Source organism: Micrococcus sp. MS-ASIII-49, assembly GCF_000946635.1.
Lineage (GTDB): Bacteria > Actinomycetota > Actinomycetes > Actinomycetales > Micrococcaceae > Micrococcus > Micrococcus luteus.
In genome coordinates this window covers 1-15,478 of the sequence record NZ_JXSP01000089.1, presented here as the reverse complement: position 1 = coordinate 15,478, position 15,478 = coordinate 1, and the positions used below count along the sequence as shown (strand labels likewise).

At 73.9% G+C, this 15,478-nt stretch carries 15 protein-coding genes and 1 pseudogene; 9 read left to right on the top strand and 7 right to left on the bottom strand.

Going from position 1 to position 15,478, the window contains the following annotated elements; all coding sequences use genetic code 11:
• Positions 1–13: 13 nt before the first annotated feature.
• The gene (locus SJ20_RS06735) at positions 14–553 is read right to left on the bottom strand and encodes a PACE efflux transporter (protein ID WP_044659386.1); all 540 of its coding nucleotides are present in this window, start codon (positions 551–553) and stop codon (positions 14–16) included.
• A gap of 129 nt (positions 554–682) precedes the next feature.
• On the opposite strand from SJ20_RS06735, the gene SJ20_RS06730 reads away from it, so the two are divergent.
• Both SJ20_RS06730 and SJ20_RS06725 read left to right on the top strand, forming a co-directional pair.
• Complete coding sequence (locus SJ20_RS06730) at positions 683–1,201, top strand: ferritin (RefSeq protein WP_020626453.1); 519 nt, start codon at positions 683–685, stop codon at positions 1,199–1,201.
• Positions 1,202–1,346: 145 nt separating this feature from the next.
• Positions 1,347–2,294: a DUF808 domain-containing protein gene (locus SJ20_RS06725; RefSeq protein ID WP_044659385.1), complete on the top strand. Its 948-nt coding sequence runs from the start codon at positions 1,347–1,349 to the stop codon at positions 2,292–2,294.
• Positions 2,295–2,420: 126 nt separating this feature from the next.
• Here SJ20_RS06725 and SJ20_RS06720 read toward each other — a convergent pair whose 3' ends face one another.
• Positions 2,421–3,257 carry an alpha/beta fold hydrolase gene (locus tag SJ20_RS06720; protein WP_044659384.1) on the bottom strand — a complete coding sequence of 279 codons (837 nt, stop codon included), beginning with the start codon at positions 3,255–3,257 and terminating at the stop codon, positions 2,421–2,423.
• 128 nt (positions 3,258–3,385) lie between these two features.
• On the opposite strand from SJ20_RS06720, the gene SJ20_RS06715 reads away from it, so the two are divergent.
• The 5 genes from SJ20_RS06715 to SJ20_RS12180 all read left to right on the top strand — a co-directional run bounded on the left by SJ20_RS06715 (position 3,386) and on the right by SJ20_RS12180 (position 8,394).
• Positions 3,386–4,120 (top strand): NUDIX hydrolase, encoded by a 735-nt coding sequence (locus SJ20_RS06715; protein WP_044659383.1) that lies wholly within the window; start codon positions 3,386–3,388, stop codon positions 4,118–4,120.
• A 28-nt stretch (positions 4,121–4,148) separates the two neighbouring features.
• Positions 4,149–5,477 carry a quinolinate synthase NadA gene (gene nadA / locus SJ20_RS06710; RefSeq protein ID WP_036316443.1) on the top strand — a complete coding sequence of 443 codons (1,329 nt, stop codon included), beginning with the start codon at positions 4,149–4,151 and terminating at the stop codon, positions 5,475–5,477.
• On the top strand, positions 5,474–6,394 hold the full coding sequence (nadC, locus tag SJ20_RS06705) for a carboxylating nicotinate-nucleotide diphosphorylase (protein ID WP_044659382.1): 921 nt from the start codon (positions 5,474–5,476) through the stop codon (positions 6,392–6,394). Before nadA ends, nadC begins: the two co-directional genes overlap by 4 nt.
• A complete protein-coding gene (locus SJ20_RS06700; protein WP_044659381.1) occupies positions 6,391–7,563 on the top strand; it encodes a cysteine desulfurase family protein in 1,173 nt (390 codons plus the stop codon). The genes nadC and SJ20_RS06700 overlap by 4 nt, the downstream gene beginning before the upstream one ends.
• A 360-nt stretch (positions 7,564–7,923) precedes the next feature.
• Positions 7,924–8,394 carry an alkaline phosphatase D family protein gene (locus tag SJ20_RS12180; RefSeq protein ID WP_036316437.1) on the top strand — a complete coding sequence of 157 codons (471 nt, stop codon included), beginning with the start codon at positions 7,924–7,926 and terminating at the stop codon, positions 8,392–8,394.
• 27 nt (positions 8,395–8,421) lie between these two features.
• On the opposite strand, the gene SJ20_RS06690 is transcribed toward SJ20_RS12180, so the two are convergent.
• From SJ20_RS06690 to SJ20_RS06675, 4 genes are read right to left on the bottom strand one after another with little or no spacing between them, the layout of a single operon-like run.
• A complete protein-coding gene (locus SJ20_RS06690) occupies positions 8,422–9,429 on the bottom strand; it encodes a glycine betaine ABC transporter substrate-binding protein (RefSeq protein ID WP_044659380.1) in 1,008 nt (335 codons plus the stop codon).
• Positions 9,426–10,178, bottom strand: coding sequence for an ABC transporter permease (locus SJ20_RS06685; RefSeq protein ID WP_044659379.1), 753 nt, complete (start codon positions 10,176–10,178; stop codon positions 9,426–9,428). Before SJ20_RS06685 ends, SJ20_RS06690 begins: the two co-directional genes overlap by 4 nt.
• Complete coding sequence (locus tag SJ20_RS06680; protein WP_044659378.1) at positions 10,175–11,182, bottom strand: ABC transporter ATP-binding protein; 1,008 nt, start codon at positions 11,180–11,182, stop codon at positions 10,175–10,177. The genes SJ20_RS06685 and SJ20_RS06680 overlap by 4 nt, the downstream gene beginning before the upstream one ends.
• Positions 11,179–11,820 carry an ABC transporter permease gene (locus SJ20_RS06675; RefSeq protein WP_044659377.1) on the bottom strand — a complete coding sequence of 214 codons (642 nt, stop codon included), beginning with the start codon at positions 11,818–11,820 and terminating at the stop codon, positions 11,179–11,181. Before SJ20_RS06675 ends, SJ20_RS06680 begins: the two co-directional genes overlap by 4 nt.
• A gap of 228 nt (positions 11,821–12,048) precedes the next feature.
• Here SJ20_RS06675 and SJ20_RS06670 point away from each other — a divergent pair, with 228 nt between their 5' ends.
• Positions 12,049–13,350, top strand: coding sequence for a dicarboxylate/amino acid:cation symporter (locus SJ20_RS06670; RefSeq protein WP_044659376.1), 1,302 nt, complete (start codon positions 12,049–12,051; stop codon positions 13,348–13,350).
• Positions 13,351–13,423: 73 nt separating this feature from the next.
• On the opposite strand, the gene SJ20_RS06665 is transcribed toward SJ20_RS06670, so the two are convergent.
• Entirely contained in the window at positions 13,424–14,905 is a 1,482-nt protein-coding gene (locus tag SJ20_RS06665) for a sugar porter family MFS transporter (protein ID WP_044659375.1), read from the bottom strand.
• A gap of 140 nt (positions 14,906–15,045) precedes the next feature.
• Here SJ20_RS06665 and SJ20_RS06660 point away from each other — a divergent pair.
• Positions 15,046–15,478 (top strand): annotated as a pseudogene (locus SJ20_RS06660) (bifunctional 3'-5' exonuclease/DNA polymerase); the annotation flags it as partial.

Below are 15,478 nucleotides of genomic sequence, written 5' to 3'. Positions count from 1 at the left end.
TCCGAGCGGCGGGTCAGGCCTCGGCGCGGGCGGCCGAGTCCGGCAGGCCGAACACCGAGTCGAACGCATAGGCGTACACCGCGGCGTAGACGAGGAAGAACACGAGCAGGCCGGCCTCGATGAGGAACGCCTCCCCCAGCCCGATGCCGAGGATCAGCGCCACCGCGGGCACGAGGAACACGATCAGCCCGCCCTCGAAGCCGACGGCGTGGGCCACGCGCACCCCCCAGGGCCGGCCCGTGATCCCGAGGCGGCGTTCGAGGGTCTCGAACACCGAGTTGAACACGATGTTCCACAGCAGGGCCACGGTCGAGGACACGACCGCCACGGCGAGCGAGGGCCCGCCGCCGTTGCCGAGCGCCGCCAGGATCACGGTGGTGAAGAGGATGGCGAGCAGCTCGAAGACCACCGCGTAGACCACGCGGCGCAGCAGGGGCGTCCGGAACACGCGGCGGCGCACGAGCGCGTCCCGGCCCCCCGGGCCCCGCGGCACGTCGGAGGGCGGCGTCGACACGGGGTCGACGCCCGGGCGGGCGCGGCGGGTCTCGGACACGGCGCCCAGCCTAGGGCTGGCACCGCGGGGCGCCGAATCCGGCGGAACCGGCCGCCCGCCGTCGTCGCTCCTCGATGAGGGGCGGGCGCGCCTTCACCGCGCCCCGGCCGCCTGCCTAGAGTTCGAGGCATGAAGCTCACCGATGACCTGCTGCAGAAGTTCAACGACCAGATCACCCTCGAGTTCGAGGCGTCCATGGTCTACCGCCAGCTCGCGATCGCCGCCGACGACCTGGACCTGTCCGGGATGGCCGCGTGGCTGCGGCACCAGGCGGACGAGGAGATCGTCCACGCGAACAAGTTCATCGACCACGTCGCCGACCGGGACAGCTTCCCGACGATCGGCGCCATCCCGGCCCCGCCCGTGCAGGCCGGCCTGTCGGCCCTGGAGATCTTCCGGGCCGCGCTCGCGCACGAGCAGAAGGTCTCCGAGGCGATCCGCGAGCTGTACCGAGCCACCGAGTCCGCGGGCGACCTCAACTCGCGCCCGCTGCTGAACTGGTTCCTGGACGAGCAGATCGAGGAGGAGGCCACCGTCTCCGAGATCGTGGGCCAGCTCGAGCTCGTCGGCGACGACGGCTCGGGCCTGCTCCGCATCGACGGCCGCCTGGGCTCTCGTCCCGTGGAGACCACCGAGAACGACGCCTGAGCCCACCGGCGGCCTCGTCGGCCGCGCGCGCACCGGCCCGGTCCCCCACGGGGCCGGGCCGGTGCGTGTCCGTCCTCGCCGCTATGCTCAACCTGCGCCCTGCCCGCGCACCGGCGCGCCCGTCGGACCCACCCCAGGAGGAACCATGGTCGGACTCGTAGCCCTGCTCGACGACGTCGCCGCCCTCGCCCGCCTCGCCGCCGCGAGCGTGGACGACGTGGCCGCCGGAGCGGGACGAGCCGCGGCCAAGGCGGCGGGCGTGGTGGTCGACGACGCCGCGGTGACCCCGCAGTACATGGCCGGCGCGGCCGCGGCCCGCGAGCTGCCGATGATCTGGCGGATCACCAAGGGCTCCCTGCGCAACAAGCTCGTGTTCATCCTGCCCGCGCTGCTGCTGCTCGACTGGCTCGCCCCCTGGATCCTGCCGTGGCTGCTGCTGGCCGGCGGCACCTACCTGTCCTATGAGGGCGCGCACAAGGTGTGGGGCAAGCTCACCGGCCACGGGCATGCCCACGACGAGGAGCCCGCCGTCGAGCGGGGTCCGGAGGCCGAGGACACCGTGGTGCGCGGGGCCATCACCACGGACTTCATCCTGTCCCTGGAGATCATGGTCATCTCCATGAACGAGGTGGCCGACCTGGGCTTCTGGATGCAGGCGGCGGTCCTGGCGGTGGTGGCCGTCCTCATCACCGTGGGCGTGTATGGGGCCGTGGGGCTGATCGTGAAGATGGACGACGTCGGCCTGCACCTGCACCAGAACGCCTCGACCTCCGGCGGCCGCTCATTCGGCGCCGGGCTGGTCAAGGCCATGCCGCACGTGCTGCGCGTGGTGACCGTCATCGGCACCGTGGCGATGCTCTGGGTGGGCGGCCACATCGCCCTCGTGGAGCTGGACGCGCTGGGCGTTCCGTGGCCCTACGCCGTGCAGCACGGGATCGTCGAGCCCGTCACGCACGCCGCCGGCGCGTTCCTCGGCTGGCTCACGGACACCGCGACATCGGCTGTGTGGGGCCTGCTCTGGGGCTCGGTCGCGCTCGGGGTGGTCCTGCTCGTCGGACGCCTGCGCGGGAAGAAGGCCGCGCCCGCCCACTGATGCGGCGGCCGACGGGTCCGCCCCCACCCGCGCCCCACGCTGAGGCCCGCAGACGCGCCGCTACGTACGGAACGTGGCGGCGCGTCTGCGGGCCTCGGCGCTGTCTCCGTCTCCCGACGGGCCCCGTCAGTCGGCGGTGAGGAAGGTGCGCACCGCGGAGACGAAGGCCTCGGGCTGGTCGGCGTGCAGCCAGTGGCCGGCGTCACGGACGGTCACGCGCACGACGCGCGGGAACAGCTCCTTCATCCACGGCACGTCCTCGTCCTGGACGTAGTCCGACTCGGCGCCGGCCAGCCACAGGACCGGATGGTCGAACACGCGCTCCGGATCCTCGGGGACCACCGGGTCCGGGAACGAGCCGATCTCCCGCAGGTGCTCGAAGAGCATGGCCACGTTGGGCTGCCACGCGAAGTGGCCGGCCGTGCGCCGCAGGTTCTGCAGCAGGAAGCCGCGCACCCGCGCGTCGTGGACGTGCTCGGCCATGGCCGCGTCGGCCTCGGCCCGCGAGTCGTACGCGTCCAGGTCCATGCGCAGCATGGTGCCCAGCAGGTGCACGAACTCGTCCGTGGCCTGCGGTGAGAGCCGCGGGGAGATGTCCTCCACGATCAGCCGGTCCACGAGCTCCGGGTGCCGCAGGGCGAGCACCATCGCGACCTTGCCGCCCATCGAGTGGCCCAGCAGGTGGACCGGCCCGTCGGCGGCGAGGCCGGCGCGCAGGTGGGCGGCCACCCGGTCCGCGATCTCGCGGTAGTCCACCCGGTCCGTCCAGGGCGAGGCGCCGTGGTCCGGCAGATCGATCAGCTCCACCGTGAAGTCGTCGCCCAGCTCCTTGGCCGGGCCGGTGAAGTTCCGGCCCCGGCCCATGAGGCCGTGCAGGAACGCGACGCGGCGCGGGCCCTCCCCGATGCGGGTGGAGGCCAGGGGGGCGTCGGACGGGTCGGAGGCGGCGGCGGTCGTGTTCACCCGACTCAGGCTAGCGCGGGACCGCGCCGGCGCCTCCCCCGCCTTACAGTCATCTCGACCCTCTGAGATGGGCGCGAACAGTGTCATACTGACCAGAACAGCCCCGCCAGTCCGCCCCGGGAGGTCCCATGCCGGTCGCTGAGGCCCGCGTCAGCGTGGCCGTGTCCACGGCCGTCTTCGGCGTGCGCCCGGACCCGCACGGCGTGCCCCGCCTCTGTGTCGCCCTCGTCCCGCGGATGCGCGAGCCGTTCCTGGACCGGTGGGCGCTGCCGGGCGCGTGGCTCGGCGCGGACGAGGAGCTGGCCGACGTCGCCGCACGCGTGGCCGCCGAGTGCGTGCCCGGTCCCGTCCGTCGCCTCGAGCAGCTGGCGGCGTTCGGCGCCGTGGACCGTTCCCCCACCGGACGCGTCCTCACGGTGGCCCACTGGGCGCTCAGCCCCGCCCTGGACGACGACGGCGCCGCCCCGGCGTCCCGCCCGGACCCGGACGTGGCCGGGCTGCCCATCGGCGTCCATGTGCGCTGGCACCGGGCCGACGCGCCGCCCGCGCTGGCGTTCGACCACGCCCAGATCCTGGCGGCGGCCGTGGCGCGCCTGCGCGCGGACCTGCCGCGAGCCGGCGTCGGGCACGCGCTGCTGGGGCCCTCCTTCACCCTCGCCGAGCTGCGCGCCGTGCACGAGGCCGTCCTCGGCCGCGGCCTCGACGCCGCCAACTTCCGCCGCGCCACCCTCGCCGCCGGGACCCTCGAGGAGACCGGCGAGGTCCGCGGCGGCACCCCGCACCGCCCGCCCAAGCTCTACCGCTACCGGCCCGCCGGGCCCGGGACCGACCCCGATCCCGCCGGGCCGGACGCCCGCCGCTGACCCACCAGCCCCGACCCAGGAGTCACCCATGACCACCCCGACCGGAACCACCGCCTCGGTGGCCCGCACCCTGACCCTGATCGACAAGGACGCCGCGCGCGGCTCCTCGTGCTCCCCCGACCTGACCCGCGGCCCCTGGGCGTTCGACGCCGGCCTGCCCGCCTACGGCCCCGGCGCATCGCAGGACGACGCCGTCCCGGCCGACGCCCCCGTGCAGGGCCGCATCCCCGAGGAGTACCAGCGGGCCTCCGACGAGGAGCTCCACGCCCGGATCAGCGCGGCGCGGCAGACGCTCGGCGAACGCGTCGTCGTGCTGGGCCACTTCTACCAGCGCGACGAGGTCGTCCAGCACGCCGACTTCGTGGGCGACTCCTTCCAGCTCGCGCGGGCCTCCCAGGGCCGGCCCGAGGCGGAGGCGATCGTGTTCTGCGGCGTGCACTTCATGGCGGAGACCGCGGACCTGCTCTCCACCCCGGACCAGGCCGTCATCCTGCCCAACCTCGCCGCCGGCTGCTCCATGGCGGACATGGCCGACCTGGACTCGGTCGAGGACGCGTGGGAGCAGCTCGAGGCGGTCTACGGCACCGAGCCGGACGACGACGGGCGCGTGCCCCTGCTGCCCGTGACCTACATGAACTCCTCCGCGGCCCTCAAGGGCTTCGTCGGCGAGCGCGGCGGCATCGTGTGCACGTCCTCCAACGCCTCGGCCGTGCTGGACTGGGCGTTCGAGCGTGCCCAGCGCGTCCTGTTCTTCCCGGACCAGCACCTGGGCCGGAACACGGGCCGCGCCAGGGGGATCCCACTCGAGCAGATGCCGACGTGGAATCCCCGCCTGCCGCTGGGCGGGAACTCCGAGGACGCCCTGCGGGACGCGAAGGTCCTGCTGTGGCACGGCTTCTGCTCGGTGCACCGCCGCTTCACGGTCGCGCAGATCGAGCAGGCCCGCGCCGAGCACCCGGACGTCCAGGTGATCGTGCACCCCGAGTGCCCCCTGCCCGTGGTGGAGGCCGCGGACTCCTCCGGGTCCACCGACTTCATCGTCAAGGCCATCCAGGCGGCGCCGGCCGGCTCGACCTTCGCGATCGGCACCGAGATCAACCTCGTGCAGCGCCTGGCCGCCCAGCACCCCGAGCACACGATCTTCTGCCTCGACCCCGTGATCTGCCCGTGCTCCACGATGTACCGCATCCACCCCGGCTACCTCGCGTGGGTGCTCGAGGAGCTCGTGGCCGGCCGCGTGGTCAACCGGATCACCGTGCCCGCGTCCGTGGCCGACCCGGCCCGCACCGCGCTCGAGCGGATGCTGGCCGTCGCGCCGAAGCAGTCGGCCGCGCAGTCCGCCGGGGCCGGGACGTGACCCCGGCCGACCGCGCCCCGGCGACGCCGGCCCCGCAGCCGGACGTGGAGCGGATCGTGGCCGCCGCGCTCGCCGAGGACGCGCCCTGGGGTGATGTCTCCTCGGAGGCCTTCGTCCCGGAGCACGCCCGGATCACCGCGCGCGTGGTGGCCCGCGAGGCCGGGGTGCTCTCCGGCACGAACGCCCTCGAGGCCGCCTTCCGGCTCGTCGACCCGGCCGTGTCCGTCACCCTGCACCTGGCCGACGGCGCCGACCTGTCCCCCGGCGCCGTCGTCGCCGAGGTCGCGGGCCCCGCCCGCTCGGTGCTGCGCGCCGAACGCGTGGCGCTGAACCTCGTCCAGCGGCTGTCCGGGATCGCCACGACGACGGCCGCCCACGTGGCCGCCGTGCGCGCCGGCGGCGGGCACGCGCGGGTGGTGGACACCCGCAAGACCACCCCGGGTCTGCGCGTGCTCGAACGGCAGGCGGTGCGGGACGGAGGCGGGCACAACCACCGCTTCAGCCTCTCGGATGCCGTGATGCTCAAGGACAACCACCTGGCCGCGCTGGGGTTCGGCGGTGCCGGCGACCCGGGCGAGGCCCTCACCGCGGCCCTGCGCGCCGGGATGGCACGCCTGCCGCACACCACCCACGTGGAGGTGGAGGTCGACCGGCTCGAGCAGATCCCGGCGGTGCTCGCCGCCGGGGTCGACACGATCATGCTGGACAATTTCTCGCCGGCCGAGCTGCGGGCCGGCGTCGAGCTCGTGGCGGGCCGCGCCGTCGTCGAGGCCTCCGGCGGGGTGAGCCTGGAGACGATCGGGGCGATCGCGGCCACGGGCGTGGACGTGATCTCGGTGGGGGCGCTGACCCATACCGTCCGGTCCCTGGACCTGGGCCTGGACGCCGTGGTCGAGGAGGGCTCGCCGCGCCGATGAGCACCACCCTCGACCTGGACCACGCGGCTACCGCGCCCGTCCGGCGCAGCGCGCTGGAGGCGATGTGGCCCGCCCTCACCGGCGTCTACGGCAACCCCTCCTCGGCGCACGAGGCCGGCCGGGCGGCGGCGGCCCTGCTCGAGGACGCCCGCGCGCGGGTGGCCCGCGCGATCGGCGCCCGGGCCGGGCAGGTCGTGTTCACCTCGGGCGGCACGGAGGCCGACGCGCTCGCCGTGCTCGGCACGGTGCGCGCCCGGATCCTCGCCGGCCGCCCGGCGAACCACGTGCTGACCACGGGGATCGAGCACAGCGCGGTGCGGCAGTCCTGTGACCAGCTGGCCCGGCTGCACGGCGTCGAGGTCGAGCACCTCACGCTGGACCGTGACGGCCTGACCTCGGCGGACGACCTCGCCGCCCGCCTGCGCCCGGACACCGCGCTGGTCAGCGTGCACCTGGCCCACAACGAGGTGGGCACGGTGCAGCCGGTGGCCGAGCTGGCCGCCGTCGCCCGGGAGGCGGGCGTGCCGGTGCACGTGGACGCGGTGCAGGCCGCGGGGCAGATCCCGGTGGACGTGCGCGCCCTCGGGGCGGATCTCGTGGCGCTGTCCGGGCACAAGGTGGGCGGGCCCAAGGGGGTCGGCGCGCTGTGGGTGCGCCCGGGTCACGCCCTGGAACCGCTCGTGCCCGGCGGCGGCCAGGAGCGGGGCCGGCGGTCCGGGACGCAGAACGTGGCCGGTGCCGCCGGGTTCGCGGCGGCCTTCGAGGAGGCCGAGGCGGAGCGCACCGCGGCCGCGGACGCGTGGTCCGGGCTGCGGGACCGGTTCGCGGCGCGCGTGCTCGACGGCGTCCGGGCGCTCGTGCCCGACGCGCGGCTGACCGGCCATCCCGCGCGGCGGCTGCCGCGTCACGCCTCGTTCGTGCTGCCCGGCGTGAACGGCGAGTCGGTGCTGGAGGAGGCGGCCCGCCGGGGCGTGCTGGCCTCGGCGGGGTCCGCGTGCTCGGCCCACGACGCCGAGCCGTCCCCGGCCCTGCTCGCGCTGGGCCTCAGCGAGGACGAGGCCCGCACGGCCCTGCGCTGCACGTTCGGCCCGGACGCCGACGCCCCGCTGCTCGACGCCGCGGCGGACGCGATCGTCGACGCCGTCCGGACGGTCACCGCCCTGCGCTGAGCGGCCCCGGGCCGGTCGACCCCGCTGCCGCCGGGGCCGGCGTCGGAAGTTCACCCGAGGGTCAGCCCGAGGCCACACACCCGGGGGCCTGGCCGAGTCCGGCCGTTCGCGCCTGCACGCCACGCTGCGCGCGGTCGACGAGGACGGGCTGGTGCTGCGCGGCCGCTTCGCTCGCGGGCTGACCCTGCGCTCCGGCTGGGTCGACGGGGCCGCCGAGCACACCGCGAAGATCCTCGCGGACACGCTGCCCTCCGGCGCCCGCTTCGAGGTGACGTACGCGTTCGAGGACGAGGCCGGCCGCCTGGGCGAGTCGGCCGTGGCCCGCTTCACGACGGCGCCCGGCGAGCGTGGCAGGAGTACATGCCGATCGCCGACTCCACGGCCCTGCACCGCGGCTCCGGCCTCGCGCCCACCCGCATCCACCGCAGGATCCCCCGCGGCGCGACGCTCGACGTGTTCGCCCTGGACATGCGCACCCACAAGGGCGAGAACACCCAGCGTCTCGAGACCCACGAGACCCCGATCCTGGGCGAGGAACAGCTGCAGTGGCTCATCCGCGGGCTGCGCGCGGCGTTCACCGACTTCGAGCCGTTCTGGGAGTTCGTGGCCGGCCCCATCAACGCCGGATCGTCCGGCCCGAACACGCTGGACGGCACCTTCGGCCCGCGCCTGGACTTCGAGGCGCACGGGCCGGTCATGGGCTCGCCGCGCTCCGGCGAGCACCAGTACTTCGGCCACGTCGAGATCCCCGAGGACGGCCGCGAGTTCCGGGTGCGTCTGATCAACGCCGCCGGCCGGACGGTCTACTCGCGCACGCTGACGGCGGCCTGATCCGCCGTGCCACGCGGCGGGTGACCGTCAGTCGGTGATCAGGCCCTCCTCGCGGAGCCAGTCCCACGCGACCTGGGTGGGCTCCTCGCCGTCGACGTCCACCCGGGCGTTCAGGCGCGCGGCCGTCGCGTTGTCCAGGCGCGCGGTCACGGGCGCCAGCAGGTCGGCGATCTCGGGGTGCTCGGCCAGGACCTCCTCGCGCACGATGGGGGCCGCGTTGTACTTCGGGAAGAAGCTCAGCGGGTCCTGCAGGGTCGTCAGGTCCAGCGCGGCGATCCGCCCGTCCGTGGAGTACGCCTCCCCGAAGGTGCACGACCCGTCCGCCACCGCGGCGAACACCGCCCCGATGTCCATCTGGCGCAGCCGGGATCCGGTGGGCCGTTCGATCCCGTAGGACTCGAGCATGGGCAGGAACCCGTCGTTGCGGGCGGCGAATTCGGCGCTCACGCAGAAGGACTGCTCCTCCGTGGGGAGGTCCTTGATGTCCGCGAGTGTCTCCACGCCGAGCTCCTCCGCACGGTCCTGGCGCACGGACAAGGTGTAGGTGTTGTCGAGTTCGGCCGGCGGCAGCCACACCAAGCCCTGTTGCGCGTCCTCGTCCCGGACCGCGGCCCACTGCGCCTGGGCGTCCGGGATCGGATCGGTGTGGCCCAGGTACGTGATCCAGGCGGTCCCCGTGTAGTCCCACTCGACGTCCACGACGTCCGCGACCTGGGCCTGGCGCGCACTGAGCGAACCCGGCATGTTGGTCAGATCCTCGACGTCGGCCCCCGCGGAGCGCAGCAGGATCGCGGTGATCTTGCCGAGCACGACGCCCTCGTTGAAGTTCTTGGAGCCCACCGCCACGTGGGCGCCCTCGAGGTCGATCCCGGCGACGTCGCCGGCGGGCGTGCCCGAGGGCAGGTAGCCGCCGGCGGTGCTCAGCCCGCACCCGGACAGGACCAGGGAGGCCGCCAGGCCGAGCGCGGCGAGCGCGGCACGAGCGGGGGTCCGGCCGCGGCGGCGGGACGGGAGGGTCGCGCGCGGGGTGGTCATGCGAGCCCCCTCGGCGTGGCCAGCGTCTCGACGAGGCGGCCGATCCACTCGATCATCAGGGCGAGGGCGGCCACGAGGATCGCCCCCGAGACGAGCAGCGGGAAACGGAACAGGACGATCCCGGTCTGGATGAGCAGGCCGAGGCCGCCGGCGTCGATGAACGTCGCGAACGCCCCGGTGCCCACCAGCAGCACCAGGGCGGTCCGCAGACCCGCCATGATCACGGGCAGGGCCAAGGGCAGCTCCACCCGGAGCAGGGTCTGCACCGGCGACATGCCCATGCCGCGGGCCGCCTCGACGACGGTGGGGTCGACGCCCCGCAGCCCGGCCAGGGTGTTGGCCAGCACGGGCAGGAACGCGTAGAGGGACAGGGCCAGGACGGCGACCCGGAAGCCGAACCCCCACGCCATGGCGAGCAGGACGATCACACCGATCACGGGGGCGGCCTGACCGGCGTTGGCCAGCCCCATGGCGACGGGGGTGAACCGCCGGGCGGCGGGGCGGCTGAGCAGCACGCCGAGCGGGATGGCCGTCGCCACGACCAGAACGGTGGACACGCCGACGAGGGCCAGGTGCTCGGCGGTGAGGCGCAGGACGGTGGGCCAGGTCAGCAGCCGGGCCTCGACGTCGTCGAGGGCGGCCCCGCGCACCCAGACGGTCCACCCGATCAGCAGGGCGGCCACCAGCAGCGGCAGGCCGATCAGGAGCAGGCGGTCCTCGGCGGAGGCCGCACGCAGCCGGGCGATCATGGCCGAGCCTGCTCGTCGCCGGCGCGGGCGTGCGCGCGCAGTGTCGGATAGTCGAGCAGACCGATGACCGTGCCATCACGGACCACGGCGATCTCCTCCGCCGGGGCCGTGACCAGCGCCGCGAGGGCCTCGCTGATCGGGGTGGCCGCGTCGAGCACGGGCCCGCCCGGCAGCGGGCCCGTCGGGTGCGGTGCGATCGGGCGCAGCGGCAGCGAGTCGACCGACCGCAGCCCCAGCCGCTTGAGCCCCGCCCCCGACCCCACGAAGTCGGCCACGAACTCGGTGGCCGGCCGCGCCAGGACCTCTTCGGGGGTGGCGTACTGGGCCACGTGCGCGCCGGGTTCGAGCACCAGGATCCGGTCGCCCAGGAGCACGGCCTCATCCACGTCGTGGGTGACCATCACGATGGTCTTGCCCACCCTGGCCTGGATGTCGAGCATCTCCTGCTGCAGGCGCTGGCGGGTGAGGGGGTCCACGGCGCCGAAGGGCTCGTCCATGAGCAGCACGGGAGGATCCGCCGCGAGGCCCCGGGCCACGCCGACGCGCTGCTGCTGTCCGCCGGACAGCTCGCGCGGGAAACGGTCCCGATAGATCGCCGGGTCCAGGCCGACGAGCTCGAGCAGCTCGTCCACACGGTCGGCGATGCGCCGGCGGTCCCACTTGAGCAGGCGCGGCACCAGGCCGACGTTCTCGGCGACGGACAGGTGGGGCATCATCCCGCCGCCCTGCACGACGTAGCCGATCTGACGGCGCAGCCGGGTGGGGTCACGGCGTGTGATGTCCTCCCCGCCGATCAGGATCCGCCCGGAGGTGGGTTCGATGAGGCGGTTGATCATCTTCAGCGAGGTGGTCTTGCCGCAGCCGGACGGGCCGACGAACACCACGGTCTCCCCCGCGGGGATGATGAGGTCCAGGGCGTCCACGGCGGGACGGTCCTGCCCCGGAAAGAGCTTCGTCAGGGACTCGAGACGGATCTCGGCCCCGGCGTCACGGTCGGTGCTCATGCGCGCAGTCCCTTCGAGATGGTGACCCGGCCGAGCAGCACGAGCAGCCCGTCCAGGACGAGGGCGACGACGACGATGCCGAGGGTGCCCACGAGGGCGTAGTTCAACGCGTTGGCGCCGCCCAGGGAGACCAGCCCCGTGAAGATGTACGAGCCCAGTCCGGGCCCCAGGACGTAGGCCGCGACCGCGGCCACGCCCATGCCGAGCTGGCCCGCGACCCGGATGCCGGTGAGGATCACGGGCCAGGCCAGCGGGAGACGCACCCGGGTGAACAGCGCCACCGGCCCCATGCCCATCCCCCGGGCGGCCTCCAGCACCTCCGGGTCCACGCCGCGCAGACCCACGGGCGCGTTGCGGAGGATGGGCAGCAGGGCATAGAAGACCACCACCACGACGGCGGGGACGGTCCCGATGCCCACCAGGGGGATCAGGACGCCGATGAGCGCGAAGGAGGGCAGGGTCAGCCCGACGGCCGTGAAGGCGTTCGCGATCGGGGTCAGGGCCTTGATCCGCGTGGCGATCACGGCCAGCGCGATGGCGAGCACGGTGGCGATGGCCAGCGCCTGCAGCACGAGCCACCTGTGCTGCCACGCCCGGAAGAGGATGTCGGGCCAGCGTGAGGCGAGGAACTCGCTCATGCGGCCTCCACGCCGGCAGCGCACCCCTGGGCGGCCCGGGCGTCTGCGGGGCGGGGCAGGACCGTCATCGTCGTCTCCTTCGGTCCGGGTGGGTCGGGCGTGCTCTTGCACGCTCCCCGAGATGGTGGCGCTCCCTGTGTTCTGCGCCACGACGGGGGTCACCGGCACCGCCAAGGATGGCCTACCGACCGGGCGACGGGCAGGACGGCCTGCGCTAGCGTGTCGGCCATGTCTCGCTCCCACTCCGATGCCCTCGACGCGTCCGGCCCCGACTCCGGGGGCGCCGTCGCCGTGCCCCGCCGCCGCTTCGGCCTGCTGCCCCGCATCCTCGTCGCGATCGTGGCCGGCGTCCTCGTCGGCCTGGTCGCGCCGACCTGGCTCGTGCAGGCCTTCGCCACCTTCAACGGGCTGTTCTCGAACTTCCTGGGTTTCATCGTCCCGGTGCTGATCCTGGCGCTCGTCGCCCCCGCCATCGGCGACATCGGCCGGGGCGCGGGGAAGCTGCTGGCCCTGACCGGCGGCATCGCCTACGGCTCCACCCTGGTCGGCGGCTTCGGCGCCCTGCTGGTCTGCCTGCTCGTCTTCCCGCTGATCCTCACGCCCGGGTCCTTCGAGGGGATGGCCAACCCTGAGGACGCGCTGCTCGGCCCGCTGTTCGAGGTGCAGATGGACCCGCCCTTCGGCGTGATGACGGCCCTGCTGCTCGCGTTCGTGCTCGGCATCGGCCTGACGATGCTGCCGCGCGGCGCCCTGCACGAGAGCTTCGACCAGCTGCGATCGGTCATCGAGCGGGTCGTCATGGGCCTGATCGTGCCGCTGCTGCCCGTCTACATCTTCGGCGTGTTCCTGAACATGACCGCCGCCGGCGAGGTCTTCAAGGTCATCACCACGTTCCTCGGCGTGATCCTGCTGGTCTTCGGCCTCACCGTGGTGCTGCTGCTCCTCCAGTACGTCGTCGCGGGCGCGATCGCGGGCCGCAACCCGTTCACGGCACTGAAGACGATGCTGCCGGCCTACGCGACGGCCCTGGGCACCTCGTCCTCGGCGGCGACCATCCCGGTGACCCTGCGCCAGACCCTGCTGCTCGGCGTGCGCCGGCCGATCGCCTCGTTCGTCGTGCCGCTGTGCGCGACGATCCACCTGGCCGGCTCCACCGTGAAGATCGTCTCGTTCTCCATCGCGGTGCTGTTCCTCTCGGGCCAGTCGATCGACGTCCCGGTGTTCGTGGGCTTCATCTTCATGCTGGGCGTCACCATGGTCGCGGCGCCCGGCGTGCCCGGCGGCGCGATCGTGGCGGCCTCGGGCCTGCTGACCTCGATGCTCGGCTTCACCGAGCCGCAGGTCGCGCTCATGGTCGCCACGTACATCGCCATCGACTCCTTCGGCACCGCCACCAACGTGACCGGCGACGCCGCCATCGCGATGATCGTCGACAAGATCGCCGGAGACCGTCTCATCGAGGACTCCGAGGACGAGGGCCTGGAGCGCCTCGACGACGAGGGGGCCGCGACCGGCGCCGACGCCGGCTGACCCGCCCCGCACACACCACGGCCCCCTCCCTGTCTGCAGCTCAGGGAGGGGGCCGTCGTCGGGACGGGCGGTGTCAGCCGCGCAGATCCCGCTCCGCCTCGGCGCGCACCGCGCGCCGCTGCCCCGGGGAACGCACGACGACGTCGCTCATCTCCTCGAGCGTCTTGCCCTTGGTCTCGGGGACGAAGGCCGCCACGAAGGCCAGGGACAGCGCCGCCATGACCGCGTACAGACCGTAGGCGAGGGTCAGGCCGATGTCCGCCAACCACGGGAACGTGGTGGAGACGGTGAAGTTGGCCGCCCACTGCGCGGCGGCGGCCACGGCGAGCGCGCCGGCGCGGATGCGGTTCGGGAACATCTCGCCCAGCAGCACCCAGACCAGCGGACCCCAGGTGGCACCGAAGAACACCACAAAGGCGTTCGCGGCCACCAGCGCCACCGTGGACCACGGCTGCGGCAGGGACACGGACTCGGCGCCGCCGGTCTCCGCGAAGGAGAAGGCCAGTGCCATCAGGCCGAGGCTGACCGCCATGCCGGCGGAGCCGGCGATCAGCATGGGGCGACGGCCGACGCGGTCCACCAGGGCGATCGCGATGAAGGTGACGGCGATGTTCGTGACCGAGGTGATCACGGTGACCGTGAGGGCGTCCGACTCTCCGAAGCCCACCGAGCGCCACAGGGTGGTGGAGTAGTAGAAGATCACGTTGATGCCCACGGCCTGCTGGAAGACGGAGAGCAGGATGCCGATCCACACGATCGGCTGCAGGCCCGCCGCCGGTCCGCGCAGGTCCGCCAACGACTCGCGGTGCTCCGAGTCCAGCGAACGCCGGATGTCCTCGATCATCAGGTTCACCCGGTCCACGCCGGTGAACTCGTGCAGGACCTCGGCCGCCTCGTCCGTGCGACCGCGGGCGACCAGGTAGCGCGGGGACTCCGGCAACTTCAGGGCGAACAGGCCGTACAGCACCGCCGGGACAGCCTCGGCCAGGAACATCCAGCGCCAGGCGTCGACACCGAGCCAGAACGGCTGCGCCGCTCCCCCGGCCATCGTCGCGAAGAGCGCGTCCGTGAGCAGCGCGGCGAAGATGCCGAGGACGATCGCCAGCTGCTGGAGCGAGCCGAGGCGACCGCGCACATGCGCCGGGCTGACCTCCGCGATGTACGCCGGAGCGATCACGGACGCGGCGCCCACGCCCAGGCCGCCGACCATGCGCCAGAAGATCAGGTCGACCACGCCGAACGCCAGGCCCGAGCCGATGGCGGAGACCAGGAACAGGATCGCGGCGATCACCATCACGGGCACGCGGCCGCGGCGGTTGGCGATCGGCCCGGCGAACCAGGCGCCGAGTGCGCAGCCGATCAGCGCCGAGGAGACGGCGAAGCCCGTGAGACCGGCGCCGAGGCCGAACTCCCCGGCGAGGGCGTCCACGGCGCCGTTGATGACAGAGGTGTCGAAGCCGAACAGGAAACCGCCGAGCGCGGCGGCGACCGAGATGCCGACCACCTTGGCGTTGAGGCGAGACGTCGCGGCGCCGCCGGACCGGGTCGCTGTCATGGTGGGTCCTCTCTGGGTGGCGCCCGACGGCCCGCTGCGCGCCGGTGCGTCCGCACAGTGTGTTCTTCGCTCGGCGAGCGTGCAAGTCGCACAGCCCTTCTCCCCGCCCCCCGAGGAGGCGGCGGGGCAGAATGAGGACCATGTTCGTCGTCCTGGGCCCCGCCCCCGCTTCCGTCGGCAGCCCCGGCGCCTGGTGGGCCGTGGACGGGGACGACGCCTCTCCCCTGGGCTCCTGCCCCGCCGGGTCCGTGGCCGAGCTCGTGGCCGGTCTGCCCGCCCGCCTGGGCGTGGACCCGAGCACGGTCCGCTGGGTGCTCGCCGACGTCGGGACGGAGTACGCCGCCTGGCTGGCGGCGGGGGTGCGGGTGGATCGGTGCTGGGACGTGGCCCTCGTCCAGCGGATCCTGCGGCACGCGGCGACGGCGCCGGGCAGCGGGGTGCGTTACACGCCCGTGGCGCAGCTCGAGGTCGCCGACCCGACGGAGCCCGAGCGCCCCGCGCGGGTGCCCGCCGGTCAGGAGTCCTTCTTCGACCTGCCGGACGAGTCCGGCCCCGCCCCGGACGTCACCGTGC

Excerpts from the sequence above, each read along its gene's own strand:
- SJ20_RS06725 (WP_044659385.1), top strand. The coding sequence starts at position 1,347 with ATGGTCGGACTCGTAGCCCTGCTCGACGACGTCGCCGCCCTCGCCCGC.
- SJ20_RS06730 (WP_020626453.1), top strand. The coding sequence starts at position 683 with ATGAAGCTCACCGATGACCTGCTGCAGAAGTTCAACGACCAGATCACC.
- SJ20_RS06685 (WP_044659379.1), bottom strand. The coding sequence starts at position 10,178 with ATGATCGCCCGGCTGCGTGCGGCCTCCGCCGAGGACCGCCTGCTCCTG.
- SJ20_RS06670 (WP_044659376.1), top strand. The coding sequence starts at position 12,049 with ATGTCTCGCTCCCACTCCGATGCCCTCGACGCGTCCGGCCCCGACTCC.
- SJ20_RS12180 (WP_036316437.1), top strand. The coding sequence starts at position 7,924 with ATGCCGATCGCCGACTCCACGGCCCTGCACCGCGGCTCCGGCCTCGCG.
- SJ20_RS06715 (WP_044659383.1), top strand. The coding sequence starts at position 3,386 with ATGCCGGTCGCTGAGGCCCGCGTCAGCGTGGCCGTGTCCACGGCCGTC.
- nadA (WP_036316443.1), top strand. The coding sequence starts at position 4,149 with ATGACCACCCCGACCGGAACCACCGCCTCGGTGGCCCGCACCCTGACC.
- SJ20_RS06700 (WP_044659381.1), top strand. The coding sequence starts at position 6,391 with ATGAGCACCACCCTCGACCTGGACCACGCGGCTACCGCGCCCGTCCGG.
- SJ20_RS06665 (WP_044659375.1), bottom strand. The coding sequence starts at position 14,905 with ATGACAGCGACCCGGTCCGGCGGCGCCGCGACGTCTCGCCTCAACGCC.
- SJ20_RS06690 (WP_044659380.1), bottom strand. The coding sequence starts at position 9,429 with ATGACCACCCCGCGCGCGACCCTCCCGTCCCGCCGCCGCGGCCGGACC.
- SJ20_RS06680 (WP_044659378.1), bottom strand. The coding sequence starts at position 11,182 with ATGAGCACCGACCGTGACGCCGGGGCCGAGATCCGTCTCGAGTCCCTG.
- SJ20_RS06675 (WP_044659377.1), bottom strand. The coding sequence starts at position 11,820 with ATGAGCGAGTTCCTCGCCTCACGCTGGCCCGACATCCTCTTCCGGGCG.